Origin of the sequence: Arthrobacter sp. fls2-241-R2A-172, assembly GCF_030208885.1 — a bacterium.
Classification (GTDB): Bacteria; Actinomycetota; Actinomycetes; order Actinomycetales; family Micrococcaceae; genus Arthrobacter.
In genome coordinates this window covers 478,863-497,527 of the sequence record NZ_JARVTB010000001.1, presented here as the reverse complement: position 1 = coordinate 497,527, position 18,665 = coordinate 478,863, and the positions used below count along the sequence as shown (strand labels likewise).

General features: G+C 65.1%; 17 protein-coding genes and 1 riboswitch. Of the genes, 9 read left to right on the top strand and 8 right to left on the bottom strand.

Annotation, left to right across the window (positions count from 1 at the left end):
* The first annotated feature begins 13 nt into the window (after nt 1–13).
* Nucleotides 14–937, top strand: a complete 924-nt coding sequence (locus QRM57_RS02350; protein ID WP_284985438.1) for a LysR family transcriptional regulator — start codon at nt 14–16, stop codon at nt 935–937.
* On the opposite strand, the gene QRM57_RS02345 is transcribed toward QRM57_RS02350, so the two are convergent.
* The 3 genes from QRM57_RS02345 to QRM57_RS02335 form a co-directional block, all read right to left on the bottom strand.
* Nucleotides 918–1,442 (bottom strand): SixA phosphatase family protein, encoded by a 525-nt coding sequence (locus QRM57_RS02345; protein ID WP_235519994.1) that lies wholly within the window; start codon nt 1,440–1,442, stop codon nt 918–920. The genes QRM57_RS02350 and QRM57_RS02345 overlap by 20 nt on opposite strands.
* Before the next feature lie 66 nt (nt 1,443–1,508).
* Entirely contained in the window at nt 1,509–2,375 is an 867-nt protein-coding gene (locus tag QRM57_RS02340) for a winged helix-turn-helix domain-containing protein (protein ID WP_235519993.1), read from the bottom strand.
* Between the two features lie 562 nt (nt 2,376–2,937).
* Complete coding sequence (locus QRM57_RS02335) at nt 2,938–3,885, bottom strand: hypothetical protein (protein WP_284985436.1); 948 nt, start codon at nt 3,883–3,885, stop codon at nt 2,938–2,940.
* 201 nt (nt 3,886–4,086) lie between these two features.
* Between QRM57_RS02335 and QRM57_RS02330 the strand changes: the two genes are divergently transcribed.
* From QRM57_RS02330 to QRM57_RS02305, 6 genes are all read left to right on the top strand, one after another.
* Nucleotides 4,087–4,827, top strand: coding sequence for a response regulator transcription factor (locus QRM57_RS02330; protein ID WP_235519987.1), 741 nt, complete (start codon nt 4,087–4,089; stop codon nt 4,825–4,827).
* Nucleotides 4,828–4,830: 3 nt separating this feature from the next.
* Nucleotides 4,831–6,363 (top strand): sensor histidine kinase, encoded by a 1,533-nt coding sequence (locus QRM57_RS02325; protein WP_284985433.1) that lies wholly within the window; start codon nt 4,831–4,833, stop codon nt 6,361–6,363.
* A 100-nt stretch (nt 6,364–6,463) separates the two neighbouring features.
* Nucleotides 6,464–6,623: riboswitch (cyclic di-AMP (ydaO/yuaA leader) on the top strand.
* 5 nt (nt 6,624–6,628) lie between these two features.
* On the top strand, nt 6,629–7,483 hold the full coding sequence (locus QRM57_RS02320; RefSeq protein ID WP_284985431.1) for an aggregation-promoting factor C-terminal-like domain-containing protein: 855 nt from the start codon (nt 6,629–6,631) through the stop codon (nt 7,481–7,483).
* 131 nt (nt 7,484–7,614) lie between these two features.
* Complete coding sequence (locus QRM57_RS02315; RefSeq protein WP_284985429.1) at nt 7,615–8,970, top strand: glycosyltransferase; 1,356 nt, start codon at nt 7,615–7,617, stop codon at nt 8,968–8,970.
* A complete protein-coding gene (locus QRM57_RS02310) occupies nt 8,967–11,006 on the top strand; it encodes a glycosyltransferase family 39 protein (RefSeq protein ID WP_284985428.1) in 2,040 nt (679 codons plus the stop codon). The genes QRM57_RS02315 and QRM57_RS02310 overlap by 4 nt, the downstream gene beginning before the upstream one ends.
* Before the next feature lie 2 nt (nt 11,007–11,008).
* Complete coding sequence (locus QRM57_RS02305; RefSeq protein WP_284985426.1) at nt 11,009–13,054, top strand: ArnT family glycosyltransferase; 2,046 nt, start codon at nt 11,009–11,011, stop codon at nt 13,052–13,054.
* A 165-nt stretch (nt 13,055–13,219) separates the two neighbouring features.
* Here the strand turns inward: QRM57_RS02305 and QRM57_RS02300 are convergent, their stop codons facing one another.
* The 4 genes from QRM57_RS02300 to upp are packed head-to-tail and all read right to left on the bottom strand — an operon-like array spanning nt 13,220 to nt 16,452.
* Nucleotides 13,220–14,611: a pyridoxal phosphate-dependent decarboxylase family protein gene (locus tag QRM57_RS02300; RefSeq protein WP_284985425.1), complete on the bottom strand. Its 1,392-nt coding sequence runs from the start codon at nt 14,609–14,611 to the stop codon at nt 13,220–13,222.
* A gap of 38 nt (nt 14,612–14,649) precedes the next feature.
* Nucleotides 14,650–15,348 carry an HAD-IA family hydrolase gene (locus QRM57_RS02295; RefSeq protein ID WP_284985424.1) on the bottom strand — a complete coding sequence of 233 codons (699 nt, stop codon included), beginning with the start codon at nt 15,346–15,348 and terminating at the stop codon, nt 14,650–14,652.
* A 30-nt stretch (nt 15,349–15,378) separates the two neighbouring features.
* Nucleotides 15,379–15,756, bottom strand: coding sequence for a VOC family protein (locus QRM57_RS02290; protein WP_284985423.1), 378 nt, complete (start codon nt 15,754–15,756; stop codon nt 15,379–15,381).
* A gap of 60 nt (nt 15,757–15,816) precedes the next feature.
* Nucleotides 15,817–16,452: a uracil phosphoribosyltransferase gene (upp, locus tag QRM57_RS02285; RefSeq protein WP_026542238.1), complete on the bottom strand. Its 636-nt coding sequence runs from the start codon at nt 16,450–16,452 to the stop codon at nt 15,817–15,819.
* 22 nt (nt 16,453–16,474) lie between these two features.
* On the opposite strand from upp, the gene QRM57_RS02280 reads away from it, so the two are divergent.
* Together QRM57_RS02280 and QRM57_RS02275 are read left to right on the top strand one after the other, a co-directional pair.
* Nucleotides 16,475–17,008, top strand: coding sequence for a nucleoside deaminase (locus QRM57_RS02280; protein ID WP_284985420.1), 534 nt, complete (start codon nt 16,475–16,477; stop codon nt 17,006–17,008).
* Nucleotides 17,009–17,031: 23 nt separating this feature from the next.
* On the top strand, nt 17,032–17,412 hold the full coding sequence (locus tag QRM57_RS02275) for a VOC family protein (protein ID WP_284985419.1): 381 nt from the start codon (nt 17,032–17,034) through the stop codon (nt 17,410–17,412).
* An 18-nt stretch (nt 17,413–17,430) separates the two neighbouring features.
* Here QRM57_RS02275 and QRM57_RS02270 read toward each other — a convergent pair whose 3' ends face one another.
* Nucleotides 17,431–18,645, bottom strand: coding sequence for a DNA glycosylase AlkZ-like family protein (locus QRM57_RS02270; RefSeq protein ID WP_284985417.1), 1,215 nt, complete (start codon nt 18,643–18,645; stop codon nt 17,431–17,433).
* Nucleotides 18,646–18,665: the final 20 nt, after the last annotated feature.

Sequence of the window (18,665 nt, the reverse complement as noted above, 5' to 3'; positions counted from 1 at the left end):
GTAGATTTGCTTCATGATCGACATCTCGGCTCTAAGGGCGCTGGTCGCCGTGGAACGGCATGGATCGGTGGTGGCCGCCTCCGATGTGATGGGCTATAGCCCCTCGGCAGTCTCGCAGCAGATCAAGAAGCTGGAAAAACAGACAGGCGTTGCTGTACTGGAGCGCAATGGCCGCGGCGTGCTGCTGACGGAGCGGGGGCTGGCGCTGGCAGGCTATGGTCGTCGCATCATGGGCGAGCTCGAGGAACTGCAAGCTACCCTGCTCGCCGACCCTGCCAAACCCACGGGGCTGCTGAGGATGGCGGCATTCTCGACCGCCTGCCGAGGACTGGTGGGCCCCATGCTCGGACGGCTCGCCGCATCCCACCCCACCCTGGACATCACTGTGCTGGCAGAGGATCCCCGCGAAGCCGTGCAAAGGGTGGCCTCCGGAGAAGCTGAGCTCGCAGTGGTCCACAACTGGAACTCGGTGCCTTTGGTCATCCCCGAGAACCTGGTACACGAGGACCTGTGCGTGGACCAGGCCGATGTGCTCGTCAACAGCACCCACCCACTCGCGGCGAGGGCCGCCGTCGAGCGTGAAGACCTGCTGGACGAGACCTGGATCAGCACCCCGGCGGGCGCCATCTGCAACGAGGCGCTCCTGCAGATTTTCGCAGGACTGGGGCGGGTGCCTGACATCCGCGTGTACGACCCCGACTTTTCCACGCACATCGCCATGGTGGAGCAGGGGGTGGCCGTGGCACTTGTTCCGCGGCTCGGCAGGCCTCCGCTCCCATCCGGCGTGGTCGCCATTCCGGTGATGAACCCCACCCAGCAGCGCTCCGTTGGAGTGGTGTACCGCAAGACCATGACAGCCAGCCCCAACATCCGCCTGGCCGTACGCATGCTGCGCGAAGTCGCGGCGGAACAGCTTCCTAGTGGCGGGGCACCTTAAACTGCGTCAGCCGGGCATCCTGGCCATCCAGCTCCGCCCACGGTTTTTCCGTCTCCAACACCGTCAACGCACTGGTTGGGTAGCGGGTAGCGGCGTCCATGTAGGCATCGTGATCGGAATCGCGGGACGCCAAGTGCATGGCGAGGTCCTGCACTCCGGGCATATGCGAAATGACCATCAGCGTGGTTACGGTGTCCGGAACGTGATTGATCACCGTCAGCATGCGGTTCGCTGAGGCAGCATACAGGCCGTCCTCCAGCTTCGGAGTGGGAGCCTTCTCCCCCAACTCGTTGCACACCCAGGTGCACGTCTGGCGCGTCCTGAGCGCGGACGAGCACAGGATGAAATCCGGAACCACCCCGTGCTTGAGCAACCACTGTCCGGCCAACGGGGCTTCCCGATGGCCGCGTTCCTCCAAGGGACGCTCATGATCGGGCACGCCCACCGGCCAGTCCGCCTTGGCATGCCGCATGATCACAAGGCGCTTTAGGTGATGGTCGCTCATGCAACAACCCTATCGAAAGCAAAAGCGCCCGCCCCAAGGGGACGGACGCTTTCGGCAGTCAAAAGATCAGATCGAGTATTCCGGAGCGGCCCAGACAATGACTTCGGGGTGCTCGTAGAAGCGGTAGCCCTGGCCGCGGACCGTGCGGACAGTGTTGGCGAGGCGGCCCAGCTTGGAGCGCAGTCGGCGGATGTGAACGTCGATGGTGCGTTCGTTGGGCACTTCCTCGGCGTTACGCCACAGGCCTTCGAGCAGTTCGTCGCGACCCACGGTACGGGTGCCGTTCTCAACGAGGTAGTTGAGGAGCTCGAATTCCTTGAACGTCAGGTTCAGCGATTCGCCGTCCAGGTGAACTTCACGCCGGGCGAGGTCGATCAGCACGCCGGACGGGCGGGACTCCTGCTGCGGCGCCGGACGGGCAGCTTCGGTGCGCTGCCGTGAGGCAACCGTGGGGTCACCGAAGGTGGAACGTACGACGTCGAGGGCGGACCCGGGCGCGCCGGCGGGGGCCACTGCGACGGCAGCGTAGCTCTCCGCGCCGGTCACCAAAGACTGCGCGTAGGCGCGGATTTCCTGGGCAAGCTTGGCGATGGACGTTCCTGCGGCGGCTGCGGTTTCTTCGTCAATACCCATGTAGAGCACGAAGCCGCGGGCTACGTTGTCGTTGGCAACGGGGCGCAGCCGGTCGGACTGGGCAATGACCGGCGTGGGAGCGGTCATGGGTGCCGGCTCTGCGGCGGGCACGGCGCGCAACTGGCCGTAGGAGTTGGGGTTGTAACCCTGCGGGACGTAGCCCGGAGCCTGCTGGCCGGCGCCTTGCGGGGCCGCAGAGTAGCCGGGACGGTTGCCGAACCCGGGGCGGAGTCCTGCGTTTGACGCGGCCTTGTTGGCGTTACGGACGGAGATGTGGACGTATCCAGATGCAACTGACATGGAGTGCTTACCTCAAAAGTGAATAGCCGTCATCGCGGCTTCGAATGCTGGTTGTCCCCGCAATGAGTTTGGGGAGGGGCGCCCAACGCTGGGCTAGGGGGCGAATGCCTGAAACTTCTTGGGGTGGAAAGTTAGGCTTGCATTCGACAACAGCGGTCATCGTGGCCAGCGGGTGTGCTGGGCCAGGTTGCTGCGGCTGCAGGTGCTGTTGAGTTCTTGTTCACATTGGAAGTGTGCAACGTAACAATGGCAACACGCAAGTAACAAAGCGCCGAACCGTCCACATTTTGAGACGTCCGGGTCTATTGTGCCGCAAATCACAATTCATAATGGCCCAGAAATGAACGGCATTTCATTCGGTTCGGGTAGGCACCATCGGCTATTTACTGAATTATCTTCGGAGGATGAGGCAGAATGTGGCCTCCGCTTCCCATCAACCTCGTCCACGCGGAATCTCACGATCTGAAACAGTTGTTGTCCAATCGGCGCCAGTTCCGATCTCGAATTTTTTGCTTTCAGTCTGTTGGAAGCGGTGAAAACGGGCGCGGCAAGCGCCGTTTTCTCAGGACGTCGTCCCTGATCCGGACGTGGAGCCCTGCCCCGTGGAAGACGTCGCGGCGGTCAGCCTTACCGACGACGCGTTGTATGCATCCCCCCTCTTGGTAGCCGTGACCCGGACCGTCGCACCTGACGTGATGTCAGCTATCGTCAAGCTGCTGGAGGTGCCGCCACGCTGCCTGGTTCCTTGCGCCACGGCAGTGTCCGAGCCGAGGACATAGGTTCGCGTAAACCCGTCAGTGCTCTTGACGGTCAGCGAGTTGGAAGAAACCTCGCTGACAACTCCCACCTGATCGGCCATGGACACGTACTCGTTGTCGCGGAGGATGACGTACTCCGAATGGATGGCGGCATTCAGGCCCCCTCCGAATCCATCGGGCGCCAACCCGCCCATCGGGCCTGGCATTCCCTGGCCAGTTCCGTTTTGACCGCTTCCGTTTTGCCCTGTTCCGCCCCAACCCAGCCCCTGTCCCGGTACTGCTTGTCCCGGTACTGCCTGACCCTGTTGCCCGCCCATGCCGCCGGCCTGGCCCGGGGGAACGTTGGCAGCGTCCGCAGAGCCCGCATTGCCCAGGGAGTAGAAGCCGACGGCCGTACCTGCCGCTACCGCCACGGCAACACCAGCCACTATCAGCGTCCTCTTGACGGTCCACCGGTTCCGCACTCCCTCCTTGTCGTTCGCCCCGTCGTTCGCCTTATCGTTGTCCACGAGCGGCAAGCCCCAGCCGGAACCGTTGCTGCCGGGTTGGCTGCTTGGGGGCTGAGCAGGCGGGGCCTCGCCCCACGCCCAGGACGACCCGGGGTTGCGGTCGATGGGTTGTGCGGGCGGCGTCCGGACGGCTTCAGGCTCCTGGCCTCCGGGCTCCCGGCCTGCGGGGGTCGCCTGCTGGGGTAGCCGCGGCGCTGGGTCTTGGGGGAATTGCTGGTTCTCGGGGAATTTCTGCTCGCTCATGATGCTCTTTCTTGTCTGTTGTTGTCCGATTACGCCCCAGCGTCAGTCCGCCGGCTGTGCGGAAGCTGTGTTGAGGAGTAGTTGATCCTGTGACCTGTGGATTGCCGTGCCCCGGAGCTCCCACCTCGCTAGTGTTGACTTCACAGGGTCCTCACAGGAGCGGCTCAGCCCGGGCAAACCAGCAGAATGGAGAGTTGTCACATGGCATCCCCGCACTCCATGACCAACAACCTCCCCCAGCTCACCCACCCCGATGGCTCACCCATCCGCGCCCTGGTGGTAGATGACGAGCCAAGCCTTGCCGAGCTCATGAGCATGGGCCTTCGCATGGCCGGCTGGTCGGTGGGCGTGGCCGCTGATGGACCCCAAGCCGTAAAGCTCGCCAAGGAATTCCGCCCCGACGTCCTGGTGCTTGACGTGATGCTCCCCGGTTTTGACGGCGTGGAAGTCCTTAACCGGATACGGGCCTTCGCCCCGGAGGTTCCTGCCCTGTTCCTGACAGCAAAGGATGCCGTGCAGGATCGCATCGTGGGCCTCGCGGCCGGAGGAGACGACTACGTCACCAAACCCTTCAGCATGGAAGAAGTGCTGCTTCGCCTGCACCGGCTGGTCCAGCGCTCAGGTGTCGCTGCGATGGACACCGCTGAGCTCGTTGTGGGTGATCTGATCCTGAACGTGGACACCCGGGAGGTCACCCGCGCCGGGGAGGACATTGCCCTGACGGCAACCCAGTTCGAACTCCTGCGCTATCTCATGGAGAACCCGAAACGGGTGGTCAGCAAAGCACAAATCCTTGACCGGGTGTGGGACTACGACTTCGGCGGCCAAGCCAACATCGTGGAGCTCTACATTTCCTATCTCCGCAAGAAGATCGAAGCGAAACACCCTCCAATGATCCATACCGTTCGCGGAGCCGGCTATGTCATCAAACCTGCGGACTAAGCCTTGAGCGCACTCTCCGGGGTTGCCAGAAGCCAGCAGCGCAATTGGCTCAATCCCTCCACCTGGCATTTGCGCACTCGCCTGGTCCTGGTGGCGATGGCTTTGCTGGTGGCCATTTGCGGCGCAGTCGGGGTGGTCAGCTACGCCTCGATGGATATGGTCTTCAACAAGCAGCTCGACAGGCAGCTGGAGCAGGCCTCGCTCCGCGCGGACCTATTCGGCAGACCGCCGTCGAGCTTTCCAAACTCCCCGACAGGACGCCCGGACCCGCTGGAGGCCCGCGGTCAGGCGGCCGGCACGCTGAGCGCCCGTATCGACGGCTCAACGGTGCGCAGCTCCGGGTTGATCGACGCGCGGGGCAATCGCGTCTCCTTGTCCGCCGACGATGAGCAGGTCCTGCTCGCGCTGCCGACAGGTGACGGCCCGGTTGACCGTTCGCTGTCCAACGGCGATTACCGGCTTATGGCCGTGAAGACCAATTACGGCGACGTGATCGTCACTGGCCTGCCGCTCGCGGACAAGCAGACCGCAGAGGCTTCGCTGGTCTGGACCATGGTTCTGGTGTCACTGGGCGGCCTGGTGGTGATCGGCCTTGTGGGGACCGTGATCATCCGTCGCACCATGCGGCCCCTGGAGCAGCTTTCCGATGTCGCCACCAAGGTTTCACGGCTGCCTCTCGACGCCGGTGAAGTGGCACTTGCGGTGCGCGTCCCGCCGTCGGCCTCCCATCCCGGGACCGAAGTGGGGAGCGTGGGCCACGCCCTGAACCAGATGCTGAACAACGTCTCCAGCGCGTTGGAGGCCCGTCAGGAGAGCGAGACCAAAGTGAGGCAGTTCGTTGCCGATGCCTCGCACGAGCTCCGGACGCCGCTGACCGCCATCCGTGGCTACACCGAGCTGCTTCGGATGACCGAGACCTTTACGGACGACGGCAGGAAGTCCTTGGCCCGGGTACAAAGCCAGTCCGAACGCATGACTACGCTGGTGGAGGACCTGCTGTTGCTGGCGAGGTTGGACGAGGGCCAGCCGTTGAAGGTCACGGACGTGGACCTGACCCAGTTGGTGGTCGAGACCGTGAGTGACGAAAAAGTCATGGCGCCGGACCACATCTGGCAACTGCAGCTCCCCGGGGAGCCCGTCACCGTACGCGGCGATGCCACGCAATTGCACCAGGTGCTGGCGAACCTGCTCTCGAATGCCCGCAAACACACCGACCCGGGAACAACGGTGGTCACTGGAGTCATGCTCTCCGCGGATGGCAGCGCAGTGGTGACCGTGACCGACAACGGTCCTGGCATACCGCAGGAATTCCAGAGCCGCATCTTCTCCCGTTTTGCCCGTGCCGACGCGGCGAGATCGGGCTCGGAAGGGACCTCGGGGTTGGGCTTGTCGATAGTGGAATCCATCGTTCAAGCGCACGGCGGAAGCGTCGAAGTGACGTCCAGGCCGGGGCGCACCGAGTTCGCCCTGCGGCTGCCTACCGCCACTACCGAACGCCTGCAAAGAATCCGGCAAGACGACTCACCGACTTCGTGATCTCTGTTACCTAAATGTGACTTCTGCGGAAACCTCCTGTACCGTCGAAAGGGTGGGTTGCCCCTAACCGGCCCACATCCGGGATGCGCCGAGCTCTGCCACTTCCCGGAGTCCGATCTTTCACCGAGGCAGAGACGGGGGACCCAGAGTCTCCGGGCCCAGGCATTTTGCCGGCCCTTGGGGTAAAGCCGCAGCGTGATGCGCGGCCGGATGACCTCATCCGAACCCGACAGCTAACTCCGCAGGCGCTGAGAGGTAATCACAAATGTCTGAATTTAACGATCAGACGCGCCCTTCCGCGCGTCACCGCGACCAGAACGACACCCAGTTGACCAAGTCGCAGACCGTCCTCAAAAAGGCCGCCCGTGAGGGCAAGTCCGGCAAGCGCATGCCTGTTGTAGCGGGCGTCATCGCCGCTGCACTGGGCGTTGCATCGCTCGGTACCGCCGCCAACGCAGCCTTGAACCTCCCCGAGGCAAGCCGTGTAGCCGGCACCCAGGCCGCTGCACAGGTCAGCACCAACAAGTCCGCTGAAGTTTCCGCTTCGATGGACGCCGCAGCTGCCAAGGGTGCAGCCGACCGGGCTGCTGCAGACAAGGCCGCCGCCGACAAGGCCGCAGCCGACAAGCTCGCCGCTGATCAGGCCGCTGCCGTGCAGGCTGCCGCCGACAAGGCAGCTGCCGATCAAGCCGCTGCCGAGAAGGCTGCTGCCGACAAGGCCGCTGCTGACGCTGCCGCCGAGCAGGCCGCCGACGCTGCTGCCGCCGCCGCTGCCCAGGCTGCAGCCGCTGCTGCCGCCCCGAAGGCAGTGGACGATCCCGCCGGTGCGAAGGCCTACGCCGCCAGCATCCTTGGCAGCTACGGCTGGGGCGCGGGCGAAATGACCGCCCTGAACACGCTGTGGGAGAAGGAATCAGGATGGCGGACCACTGCCACCAACGCTTCCAGCGGTGCGTACGGTATTGTCCAGTCGCTTCCGGCCGGCAAGATGGCTTCTGCCGGTGCGGACTGGCAGACCAACTACCAGACCCAGATCAAGTGGGGCCTGAACTACATCAAGGAACGCTACGGATCCCCGTCGGCCGCCCTGGCCTTCCACTTGGCCAACAACTGGTACTAAGCCAAGAGCTTTCCCGAAAAGCCGCTCCCGTTCCGGGGGCGGCTTTTCGCGTTCCCGGAACGGGAGACTTACACAGTCGCGTCACAGCTTCCGCCTAAAGCACTCACAATCGGCGGCCTCACTGTGAATGCATGACGCTCATAGATCCCGCCACCAGTGCGCTGCCGAACCCCGCCCATTCGGGGACCTTCGCCGCTCCTGCCTTGCCTTACCGGCAGCCGCGGCGCTTTCCCGTGGACACACGGACCACGGTCCCTGTCCTGGACGTCACCATTCCCGTCCACAACGAAGAGACCGACCTCGAGGAATGCCTGCGCCGCTTGCACGGGCACTTGGTGGAGACGTTCCCGCATACGTTCCGCATCACGGTCGCGGACAATGCGAGCACGGACAACACCTTGAAGATCGCCGAGCGCCTGGCCCGCGAGCTCCCCGAAATCGGCGTCATGCGCTTCGAGGAGAAAGGCCGGGGCAACGCCCTCCGGCAGGTCTGGCTCGCCTCCCCGTCCCCGGTGCTCGCCTACATGGACGTGGACCTCTCCACGGACCTGGCTGCCCTGGCCCCGCTGCTGGCTCCCCTGATTTCCGGCCATTCGGACCTTGCCATCGGGACGCGGCTCTCCCGCAACTCCCGTGTTGTCCGCGGGCCCAAGCGCGAGTTCGTCTCCCGCAGCTACAACGTCCTCCTGCATACGCTCATGGGCGCCCGGTTCTCGGATGCCCAATGCGGTTTCAAGGCCATCCGGGCAGACGTCGCCCACAGGATCCTCCCCCACACCCTGGACAACGCCTGGTTCTTCGACACCGAACTCCTGGTCCTGGCCGAGCGCTGCGGCCTCCGCGTCCATGAAGTCCCCGTCGACTGGACGGACGATCCGAACTCAAGTGTCGACGTCGTACGAACCGCCCTGGCCGACCTCCGCGGAATGGCGCGCCTGACGCGCGACCTCGTCACCGGGCGCATCCCTGTCCCCGAACTGCGCGCGGCCTTGGCCCGCGGCCCATTGCCGGCGTCGTCGCGAACATCGGAATCGACCCCACGAGCCAGCCTGTTCGGGCAACTGGTGCGCTTTGCGGTGATCGGCGCGGCGTCCACAGTGGCCTACCTGCTGATCTTCCTGCTGTGCCGGGGATTCATGGACCCGCAGCTCGCCAACTTCCTGGCCCTGATCGTGACGGCCGTCGCCAACACAGCCGCCAACCGGCGCTTCACGTTCGGCATCCAGGGCGGCAGCCACGCCCGCCACCACTTTGAAGGCTTGATTGTTTTCTGCATCGGCCTGGCACTCACCTCGGGCGCGCTGGCCCTGGTGCACGGAACCACGACGCCGGACCGCTGGCTTGAGGTGGCAACGGTAGTTGGCGCGAACCTCGCCGCGACCGTGGCCCGCTTCCTGTTGTTCCGCCTGTGGGTGTTCCGCCGACCCGCCACACCAGCCCCTCAAACCGAGGGTTCCGACAAGACCACAGAGGTGCCAGCGAAATGATCACCGCCCTTCAGCCAAGCCATGCCGTTGACGAACCTGTGAAGTCCCCGGAAACACCAACCCGCCTGCAGCGCCTCGTTTTCGGACAGCAACCACGCTGGGTACGACCGTCCGCCGCCGGGCTTCTGGTGGGGACCGCGTTCCTCTATCTCTGGAACCTTGCCGCCACCGGATACGCCAACTCTTTCTACGCCGCAGCTATCCAAGCAGGCACCAAGGACTGGACGGCACTCTTTTTCGGCTCCCTCGATGCCGGCAATGCGATCACGGTGGACAAGCCGCCGGCATCCCTCTGGATTCCGGCCTTGGTTGGCAGGATCTTCGGCTTCTCCCCTACCAGCATGCTGGTTCCGGAGGCTCTCATGGGGGTCGCCGCCGTCGGGCTTCTGTACCTGACGGTCAAGCGCGTGTCCGGTCCCGCGGCAGGGCTCCTCGCCGGTGGCGCTTTGGCGCTGACCCCCGTTGCTGCCCTGATGTTCCGCTTCAACAACCCCGACGCCATGCTGACGTTGTGCCTGGTGTTGGCCGCATACCTGACAACCCGCGCCATTGAGAAGGCCGGCTTGAAATGGTTGGCCGCGGCAGGCGCAGTGGTGGGGCTGGCTTTCCTGAGCAAGATGCTCCAAGGGTTCCTGATCGTGCCGGGTTTGGCACTGGCCTATCTGTGGGCCGCTCCCACAACTCTGGGCAAGCGGATCCTGCACCTCCTTGCTGCGGGCGCGGGCATCGTTGCCGTGGCGGGTACCTACATTGCGATCTTCCAGCTGACTCCGGCGTCGGCCAGGCCTTATATGGCCGGCTCGGAGGGAAACAGCTTCCTGGAACTCACCTTCGGCTACAACGGGCTGGGGCGCATCACCGGTTCGGGTGAGGGCGGCGCCGGCGGCGGCATGCCCGGCGGTTCCGGTGCGGACGGCGGTCTGCCGGGCGGCGGGGGCTTCGGTGGCGGTCTGCCGGGCGGTGGCTTCGGTGGCGGTGGCTTTGGTGGCGCTGCGGGACTGGGCCGTATGTTCGGGACCAGCTTTGGCGGTGAAGTCTCATGGCTCCTGCCCGCGGCGTTGATCCTGCTGGTGGCCGGGCTGTGGTTTACCCGCCGCGAAGCCCGCACGTCGCGAAGCCGCGCTGCCCTGCTGATGTGGGGCGGCTGGCTGGTTGTCACGGCCGGCATCTTCAGCTTCATGAGCGGCATCGTCCACCCGTACTATGCAGTGGCCTTGGCACCGGCTATTGCCGCACTTGTCGGCATCGGATGCGTCGAACTCTGGCGCGGCCGGGCGTCGTGGATGCCCCGGATCGTGCTGGCAGTGGTGGTGCTGGGAAGTGCGCTGTGGTCCGCGGTACTCCTCGGCCGGGATGCCTCGTGGCTGCCGTGGCTGCGTATCGTGGTGGTGGTTCTTGGTGTCCTTGCTGCAGCCGCTCTCCTGCTTCGTGTGGATCAACTGGGTGGCACCAGGCTCAAGGGTGGCCTCCGGCGGCTGCCTGCTGCCGCCGTCGTCGTGTTGTCGTTGCTCGCCGGCGGTCTCGGATCCGGGGCATGGACCGTGGCTACTGCGGCGACTCCGCACTCGGGTTCAATTCCGACGTCGGGACCTGCCGGTGCGGCCAGCGGCGGCTTTGGCGCCCGGGCAGGACTGGACACCCGAGCAGGACTGGACACTGGAAGCCGCGACTTTGGTGGTGCAGGAGGCGGTCCGGGCGGGAGCACCGCGAACGCCGAGCTGACGGCGCTACTGAAATCCACCACCACCAAGTGGTCTGCCATTGTCTCCGGAGCCACCCAGGCCGCTGACCTGGAACTCGCCACGAACACCAGCGTGATCGCCCTTGGTGGCTGGAACGGCGGCGACCCCTACCCCACGCTGGCCCAGTTCCAGGACATGGTAGACACAGGCCAGATCAGCTACTTCATCTCCGGCGGCGGCATGGGCGGCGGCATGGGCGGCCGCGGTGGCAACTCCGAGGTCGCGGCGTGGGTAGCTGCAAACTACCAGGCCCAAACCGTTGGCAGCACTACCGTCTACAAGCTGGTGGGCTGACTATGACCACGTACTTCAAACCGCTGACCGAACCAGCAGGACAGGCGAGCACGGCACAAAGCAGCCGTCTGGCGCCAGGAAGCCGGGCCGGACATCGCAGCAACCGGGGCCCCGTCCGGCACCGCCTCGAACTCACGGCAGTCCTTTTGGGAACTGCAGTCCTTTACATCTGGGGCCTTGGAGCTTCCGGCTGGGCCAACGCGTTCTACTCCGCTGCTGCCCAGGCAGGCTCGCAGGACTGGACAGCGTGGTTTTTCGGCTCGTCCGACGCCGCCAACTCCATCACTGTGGACAAACCTCCGGCGGCACTCTGGATCACTGGACTGTCCGTCCGAATGTTCGGCCTGAGCTCCTGGAGCGTCCTGGTTCCCCAGGCGTTGATGGGGGTGGCGACGGCGTGGATCATGTACCTGGCCATCCGCCGGGCAGCGCTCCCTGCCACGGACAACCTCCGCTTGGCGCACCGCGCTGGCCTCCTGGCTGCCGCGGTCCTGGCCCTGACGCCGGTAGCCACGCTCATGTTCCGCTTCAACAACCCGGACGCATTGTTGGTCCTGCTCATGACAGCCGCGGGCTATGCCGTGCTCCGTTCCATCCAGGACCGGAAACTGCGGTGGCTCATCCTTGCCGGGGTATTCCTGGGCTTCGGATTCCTGGCCAAGCAGCTTCAGGTCCTCCTGGTGGTTCCGGGCTTCGGGCTCGCCTACCTTGTCTGTGCTTACCCTAGGCCGGGCCGGCGGGTACTCCACCTCCTGGCCGCAGGGGGCGCGATGGTGGCGTCGGCTGGTTGGTGGATTGCCGCCGTCGAGCTTGTTCCCGCGGACCTGCGCCCCTACATCGGCGGCTCGCAGAACAACTCGATCCTGGAATTGACGTTTGGCTACAACGGCTTGGGGCGCCTCAACGGCGACGAGACCGGCAGTGTGGGCGGGGGCGGCAACGGGTGGGGCACTCCGGGCTTGCTGCGCATGTTCGGCACGGAGTTCGGCGGCCAGATCGCGTGGCTCATTCCGAGCGCACTCATTCTTGGCGGCGCACTCCTGTGGCTGGGCCGCCGAGCGCCGCGAACAGATGTGGTCCGTGCGTCGGTCATTGTGTGGGGTTCATGGCTGCTGGTGACCGGCCTGGTGTTCAGCTACATGCAAGGCATCATCCACCCCTACTACTCGGTGGCGCTGGCTCCTGGAATTGCCGGGCTGGTGGGCCTGGGCGGCGTGCTGTTGTGGCAGCGGCGCTCCCGGCTCCCTGTCGCCCTGCTGCTGGGGGCGTCACTGGTGGCCGCGGGGTTCACGGCCTTCGCCCTCCTGGGCCAGGCTCCGGCGTTCCTTCCGTGGCTGCGGTGGGTGGTGGTTCTTGGCGCCGTGGTCCTGGCCGCCGCCGTCGTCGTGACCGGCCGCTTGCGCCAGGTTTGGGTGACGCGTACGACGGCGGGCCTCGCCGTCGCTGTTGCACTCGCCGCGCCGCTGGCCTACTCAGTGGCAACCGCCGCCACGCCCCACACGGGTGCGATCGTGAGCGCAGGGCCGGCCACTGCTGGATTCGGGCCCGGTTTCGGCCGCAATACGTCAGCGCAAGGTATCAGGAGGCCTGGCACGCAACAGGGCACGGGCCAGGCGCCCGGCGGGCAGGGTTTTGGTGGCGGCGGTACTAACGGTGGCGGTTTTGCCGGTGGCGGGCAAGGCGCCGCCATGGGCGGGCTGCTCGGTGCCACCACACCATCCTCCGACTTGGTAAGCGCCCTCAAAGCCGACGCCGACAACTACACGTGGGCGGCCGCCGTCGTGGGTTCCAACAACGCAGCTGGCTACCAACTGGCTGCCGGACTGCCGGTCATGGCGGTTGGCGGGTTCAACGGAACGGACCCTTCGCCGACGTTGGCGCAGTTCCAGCAGCTCGTGGCCGACGGGAAGATCCACTACTTCATTGGAGGTCGCCTCATGCAGGGCAACGGCGGTTCGGACGCTTCCAGCGAGATCGCTGCCTGGGTGGCCGCGAACTACCAAGCCACCACCATCGGCGGAACCACTGTGTACGACCTGGGCGGCTGAGCGCACCAGGCGTGACGAGCGCACCAGTTGCCGCCGGACGCACCCGTAGTCCGGGGCGCGTCAGGCGGGAAAGGGTGCGACCCTGGCGAAGAACGGCGCGAGAGGCGTCAAAGGGTGCGAAAATCCCGCCGGACAACACCCCGCCGGACAACACCTCGAGTAGGGCTATGCTTCCGGTTCTGCCTCCAGTGCGCGGCGGACGGCGGCGATCGAGGCTGCGACGTCCCCGGCATCCGTGGTCCAGTTGCTCACCGAGATCCTGAGGATTTCCCGGCCCCGCCACGACGATCCGGACATCCACACTGCGCCCTCGGCCATGAGCCGTTGCGTCACACGGTGGGTGCGGTCATCGCTGCCGAAGCTCACGGAGACCTGCGTGAAGACAACATCGTTGAGCACCTCCACGCCAGGAATGGCCGCGAGCCCCTCTGCCAGCGCCCGGGCATTTGCCGCCAAGCGCTCCACCATGGAGATCACGCCATCCCTGCCTAACTGCCTGAGCGCCGCCCACACCGGGATGCCGCGGGCGCGCCGGGACATCTCCGGTACCTTCTCCAGAGGGTCCCCGAGCCCCGCTTCGGTGGCGATCAGGTAACTGGTGTGAACGCTGAAAGCCCTCCTCAGGGACTCCGGCCGGGAAACTATGGCAAGCCCGCAGTCGTACGGAACGTTCAACGTCTTGTGGGCATCCGTGGCCCACGAGTCGGCCTCTTCCACACCGGCAAGCCGTTCCCGCAGGGTCGGGCTGATGGCCGCCCATAAGCCGAACGCGCCGTCCACATGGACCCACGCTCCGCGGTCGTGTGCCACGGCGATGGCTTCCGTCATGGGATCAAAGGCGCCGGAATGCAGGTTTCCGGCTTGCAGGCACACCAGTGTTGGCCCCGGCTGCTCATCCATGGCTTCGGCCAATGCGTCCGGGATGATCCGCCCTTCCCGGTCAGCGTCCACGGGGACACAGGCTCCCAAGCCCAGGTACCGCAATGCGAGATCCACAGCGGCATGGCGTTCCCGTCCCGCGAACGTGGTGATCCGCGGGCCTCCGTTGAGTCCCAGCGCCTCGAGGTCCCAGCCGGCCTCGTCCATCAGGTACTGACGACCAGCCGCCAGCCCAACAAAGTTCGCGGTGGTGGCACCCGTGGTGAATCCGACGTCGGCGGTTGCGGGAAGGTGCAACAGGTCCAAAAGCCAAGCCGCAGCTGATTCCTCGATAGCTGCGGCAGCGGGGGTCGCGAAACGGAGGCCGGTATTTTGATCCCAGGCCGAGACAAGCCAATCAGCGGCCATTGCAGCCGGCAAGGTTCCGCCCATGACCCATCCAAAAAAGCGGCCTGACTGGATTGCCATGAGGCCTGGCTCAGCCAGTGCGGCCAGCTCATCCACCACTTCTGCCGCATCAGTAGGCCCATCCGGGAGTCGCGGCAAGATGCTTCCGGCAACCTGATCGGCGTCGGATGAAGGGCGGACGGGACGGGTAGGCACCGACGCGAGCCAATCACCGGCGTGGACCATGGCCCGCCCCAATGCAGCACCGTACGCCTCCGGCATCGCAGACATGGGCACAGCCTACTCCCGGCAAGCCGGGCCGAACAGGGCTAGAGAGCGAGCGTCAGGAGGTGACCGCCGTCGTCGTCCTTTACAGCGGTGACCGTCACCGCGGAGTAGTCCGGGATCCGCCACATGCCTGGTTCCAATTCCGCATTGTGCCTGGCAGCGGCCTCGCCCACCACCACAGTGCGCATCCCTGCGGCACGCGCAGCTGCGATCCCGGCAGGTGCGTCTTCGAAGACCACGACGTCGGCCGGGTCGGCTCCCAGCAGCGCGGCGGCTTTGAGGTAACCCTCCGGATGGGGCTTGCCGCGGGTGACAGACTCCGCGGTCACGGCGGTGGAAGGCATGGTCAGCCTGGCTGCCCGCATGCGGATTTCGGCCAGGATGCTGTCAGCAGAGGTAACCAACGCAACGGCGTCGTCCGGAAGTGCTTTCAGAAGGGCTTCGGCGCCGGGAAGGGCAATCACGCCATCTGTCCGGGACCGTTCCATCTCGCCAAGTTCTGCCGTCAACGCTGCGAAGTCGGACCCGGCCGGTGCGTACCGCCGCACCGTGTCGCCGGCCTGGACGCCGTGGGAGGTGCGGAGGATTTCGTCGAAGTCCAGGCCGTAGCGCTCGGCGAACTCCAGCCACACCTGTTCAACGATCGCCGTCGAGTCAACCAACGTCCCGTCCATGTCGAAGAGGACGGCGCGGACAGTCAGGACGGGTGGCTGGGAAGGGCGTGCGGTAGCTTGGCTCATGGTTCCATCCTGCCGCACGCTGAGAGGATGTCAGCCGTTGGGCCGCTGCGGGAGGTACTGAAGTGCCCACTTGTTGCCGTCCGGATCCGCGAAGTAAACGAAGTGGCCCCAGGCCTGGATGTCGATGTCGCTGACGTCCACTCCGTTGTCCTTGAGCTGCTGGTGGGCCTTGTTGATGTCGCTGACCACGATTTGCAGGCTTGGAGCTGTACCCGGAGGGGCGTCGTTCAGGCCCTCTCCGATGCAGATGGAGCATGCCGAGCCCGGCGGTGTCAGTTGCACGAAACGGATGTCCTCCGAGGGACGCTCGTCGTAGTCGGCGTTGAAACCAACCTTGTTGACGTAGAAATCCTTCGCGCGATCGACGTCGGAGACAGGGACAAATACCAGTTCGAGTTTCCAGTCCATGCGCCACAGGCTAGCGGGCTGGTTTGAAAACCGGTAGGGGTCAATCGTTCCCTGTGGAGATCAGCCGGCCACGCCGTAGAGGCGGTCGCCGGCGTCGCCCAGGCCGGGCACGATGTACGACTTCTCATTGAGCTTCTCGTCGATGGACGCCAGGACAATGTTGACGTTGGCGTCGGAAAGCTCTTCTTCCAGTTTCGCCAGTCCCTCAGGAGCAGCAAGCAGGCAGATGCAGGTGACGTCGGAGGCGCCGCGCTTGAAGAGGAACTTGATGGCCTCGCGCAGGGTGCCGCCGGTAGCAAGCATGGGGTCCAGGACGAAGATCTGGCGGCCGGTGAGGTCCTCGGGAAGGCGCTCGGCGTAGGTGATGATGTCCAGGGTTTCTTCGTCACGGGCCATGCCCAGGAAGCCGACCTCGGCCGTGGGGACCAGCTTGGTCATGCCCTCCAGCATGCCAAGGCCTGCGCGCAGGATGGGGACCACCAGCGGAGTGGGCTTGGTGAAAGCAGTACCGATGGTCTTCGTGACGGGGGTCTCGATTTCGACCGGCTGCGTCTTGACCTCGCGGGTGGCTTCATAGGCCAGGAGGGTGACAAGTTCTTCAGTGAGTTGCCGGAAGACCGGTGAAGGGGTGTTCTTATCCCGCAGAACGGTGAGCTTGTGAGCGACCAGCGGGTGGTCCACGACGAGTGTGCGCATCCCCCAAAACTATCATTGAGACATGAGCGCCACCGAGCCGTATCACGCAGACCACATGGCCTGGATGGGCCTTGCCCTGGACGAGGCCCGGTTGGCGCTGAAAACGGACGACGTACCTATTGGCGCAGTGGTGTTGGGGCCCGACGGCGGCGTGCTGGGTTCCGGACGCAACGAACGCGAAGCGCACGGGGACCCGACGGCCCACGCTGAGGTGGTTGCAATCCGCCAAGCGGCTGCTTCGCTGCGCCAGCGCGCGGCGGAGACGGGCTCGGACGGTGACGGTTGGCGGCTGGAGGACTGCACGCTGGTGGTCACGCTGGAACCATGTGCCATGTGCGCCGGGGCTATTGTCCTGGCCCGGATTCCGCGCGTCGTTTTTGGCGCGTGGGACGAGAAGGCGGGAGCGGTGGGTTCCGTGTTCGACATCCTCCGCGAGCGCCGTCTCAATCACTGGGTGGAGGTCTACGCGGGCGTGCGGGAGGAAGAATGCGCGGCCCTGCTCAAGGAGTTCTTCGCCTCTCATCGCGTGCCCGGCGGGGTTAATCGCCCGGCCTGATCCTCTTCTTTGTGGGAGTAGCAATGTCAGTTTCCTTCAACCACACCATCGTTTACGCAACCGACAAGCACGCGTCTGCCGAGTTCCTGGCACGCATTCTCGGACTTCCCAAGCCGCAGCCCATGTGGTCCTTTGTCACTGTTTCCTTGGAGAACGGCGTCGCGTTGGACTTCCTTGAGGCGTCCGGGGAGATAGCGCCCCAGCACTACGCCTTTCTGGTCAGCGAAGAGGAGTTCGACCAGATCTTCCTGCGAATCACGGCGGAGCACATCCCCTATTGGGCCGACCCCGCCCGATCCCGTGCGAACCAAATCAACCACAACGACGGCGGCCGCGGCATCTACTTTTCCGATCCGGACGGGCACTTCCTTGAGGCGATCACCCGTCCGTACGGTTCGGGCTGAGCTGGTTCCTCGAAGGTGTCAGCGTCCGGCGGCCTCATCCAAGGCGTCGATCCGCACTTGCCGTGATGCCGGCGAGTCAAGGCTGAACGAGCGGAAATCGCCGAGTTCTTTCCGGATCCACGTTTCCACCTGCGTGATCCTCTCGCGGACCGCCTCCGTCGGCTGATCGAAGGTCCAGGCGGCGATCCGTTCCTTGCCGGGATCGTACTGCCACAGCCCCATGATCCTCCCCCGGTCCAGGATGGGGTGATCCGGGAGGTCGGCTTGAAGCGCAAGCGTGGTGTCCAGGACTTTCTTGCCCTTGTCCTCGTCGGCGAACATGTCCACGGAGTTCCTTCTGTGGAGGACCAGTGAGTCTGTGCCTGCCAGCAGCTGGATTTGTTCGTCGCCCGGCACTTCGAAGTCCGCCAAACGATCGACGTCGGCGGGCAGCATCCACAGTACGTCCCCGTTCGCTGTTGGCACCTCCACAGCCCCGATGCCAGCGAGCGCCGCTCTGCTCTGCGCCACGGTAAACGCGGTGAACCATTGGGTCTGCTTGAAGGTCGCTCCGCCAGTCCAGCGCAAGTACCGTTCGAGCAGGAGGCGGCGGGCGCCGTCGTCGTCCATCCCGCTGGGCTGCAGGCCCCAACCGGTGTAGGCGTAGCGCTGCTGATCGAGGCGGCCGTTGACGGGGACGCGGCGGATACGGCCGTCCGCCTGCAGCAGCCCGAGAGCAGTTGGCAGTGTGGTGGAGGCACCCTTCTTCTTGCCTTCCTCTCCCAGGCTGCGGACCGAATCGCCCAGTACGTCCCTGAGCTGTTTGGGGTCCATGGGGCTGCTGGATTCCTTGAGGGCATGCTCCACTTCGTCCTCAAGGAGGGTGATTTCGCCGCGCTCTACGCCCAGCCTCGCCAACACTTTGAACGGGGCAATCGCGGCGTCGCGGCCGATCTGGAGGGCCCACGCGTAGTCGGCCTGCCCCAGGACGTAGGTGCATCCGCGGGCTGTAGGGAGTTCATGGATTTTCAGGGCTTTGACGTCCTGGTCTGCCTGATCGCGGCTGATCCCCGCCCGCGCGAAGAGCGTGAGGTACGGGTTGGCGCCACCCACCGAACGCGCCCATCCGGCGTGGTCAAGAACTTCCTCGGAAGTCCTGCCGATCAGTGAGCCATCGAGGCCTTGTTTGTGCCAGGCCCACGCCCGAAGGCGCTCGGGAGTGAGGGTGGCTGCGGCGGGAGCGGTGGCGGTCATGGCCCCATTCTGCCCCTAAG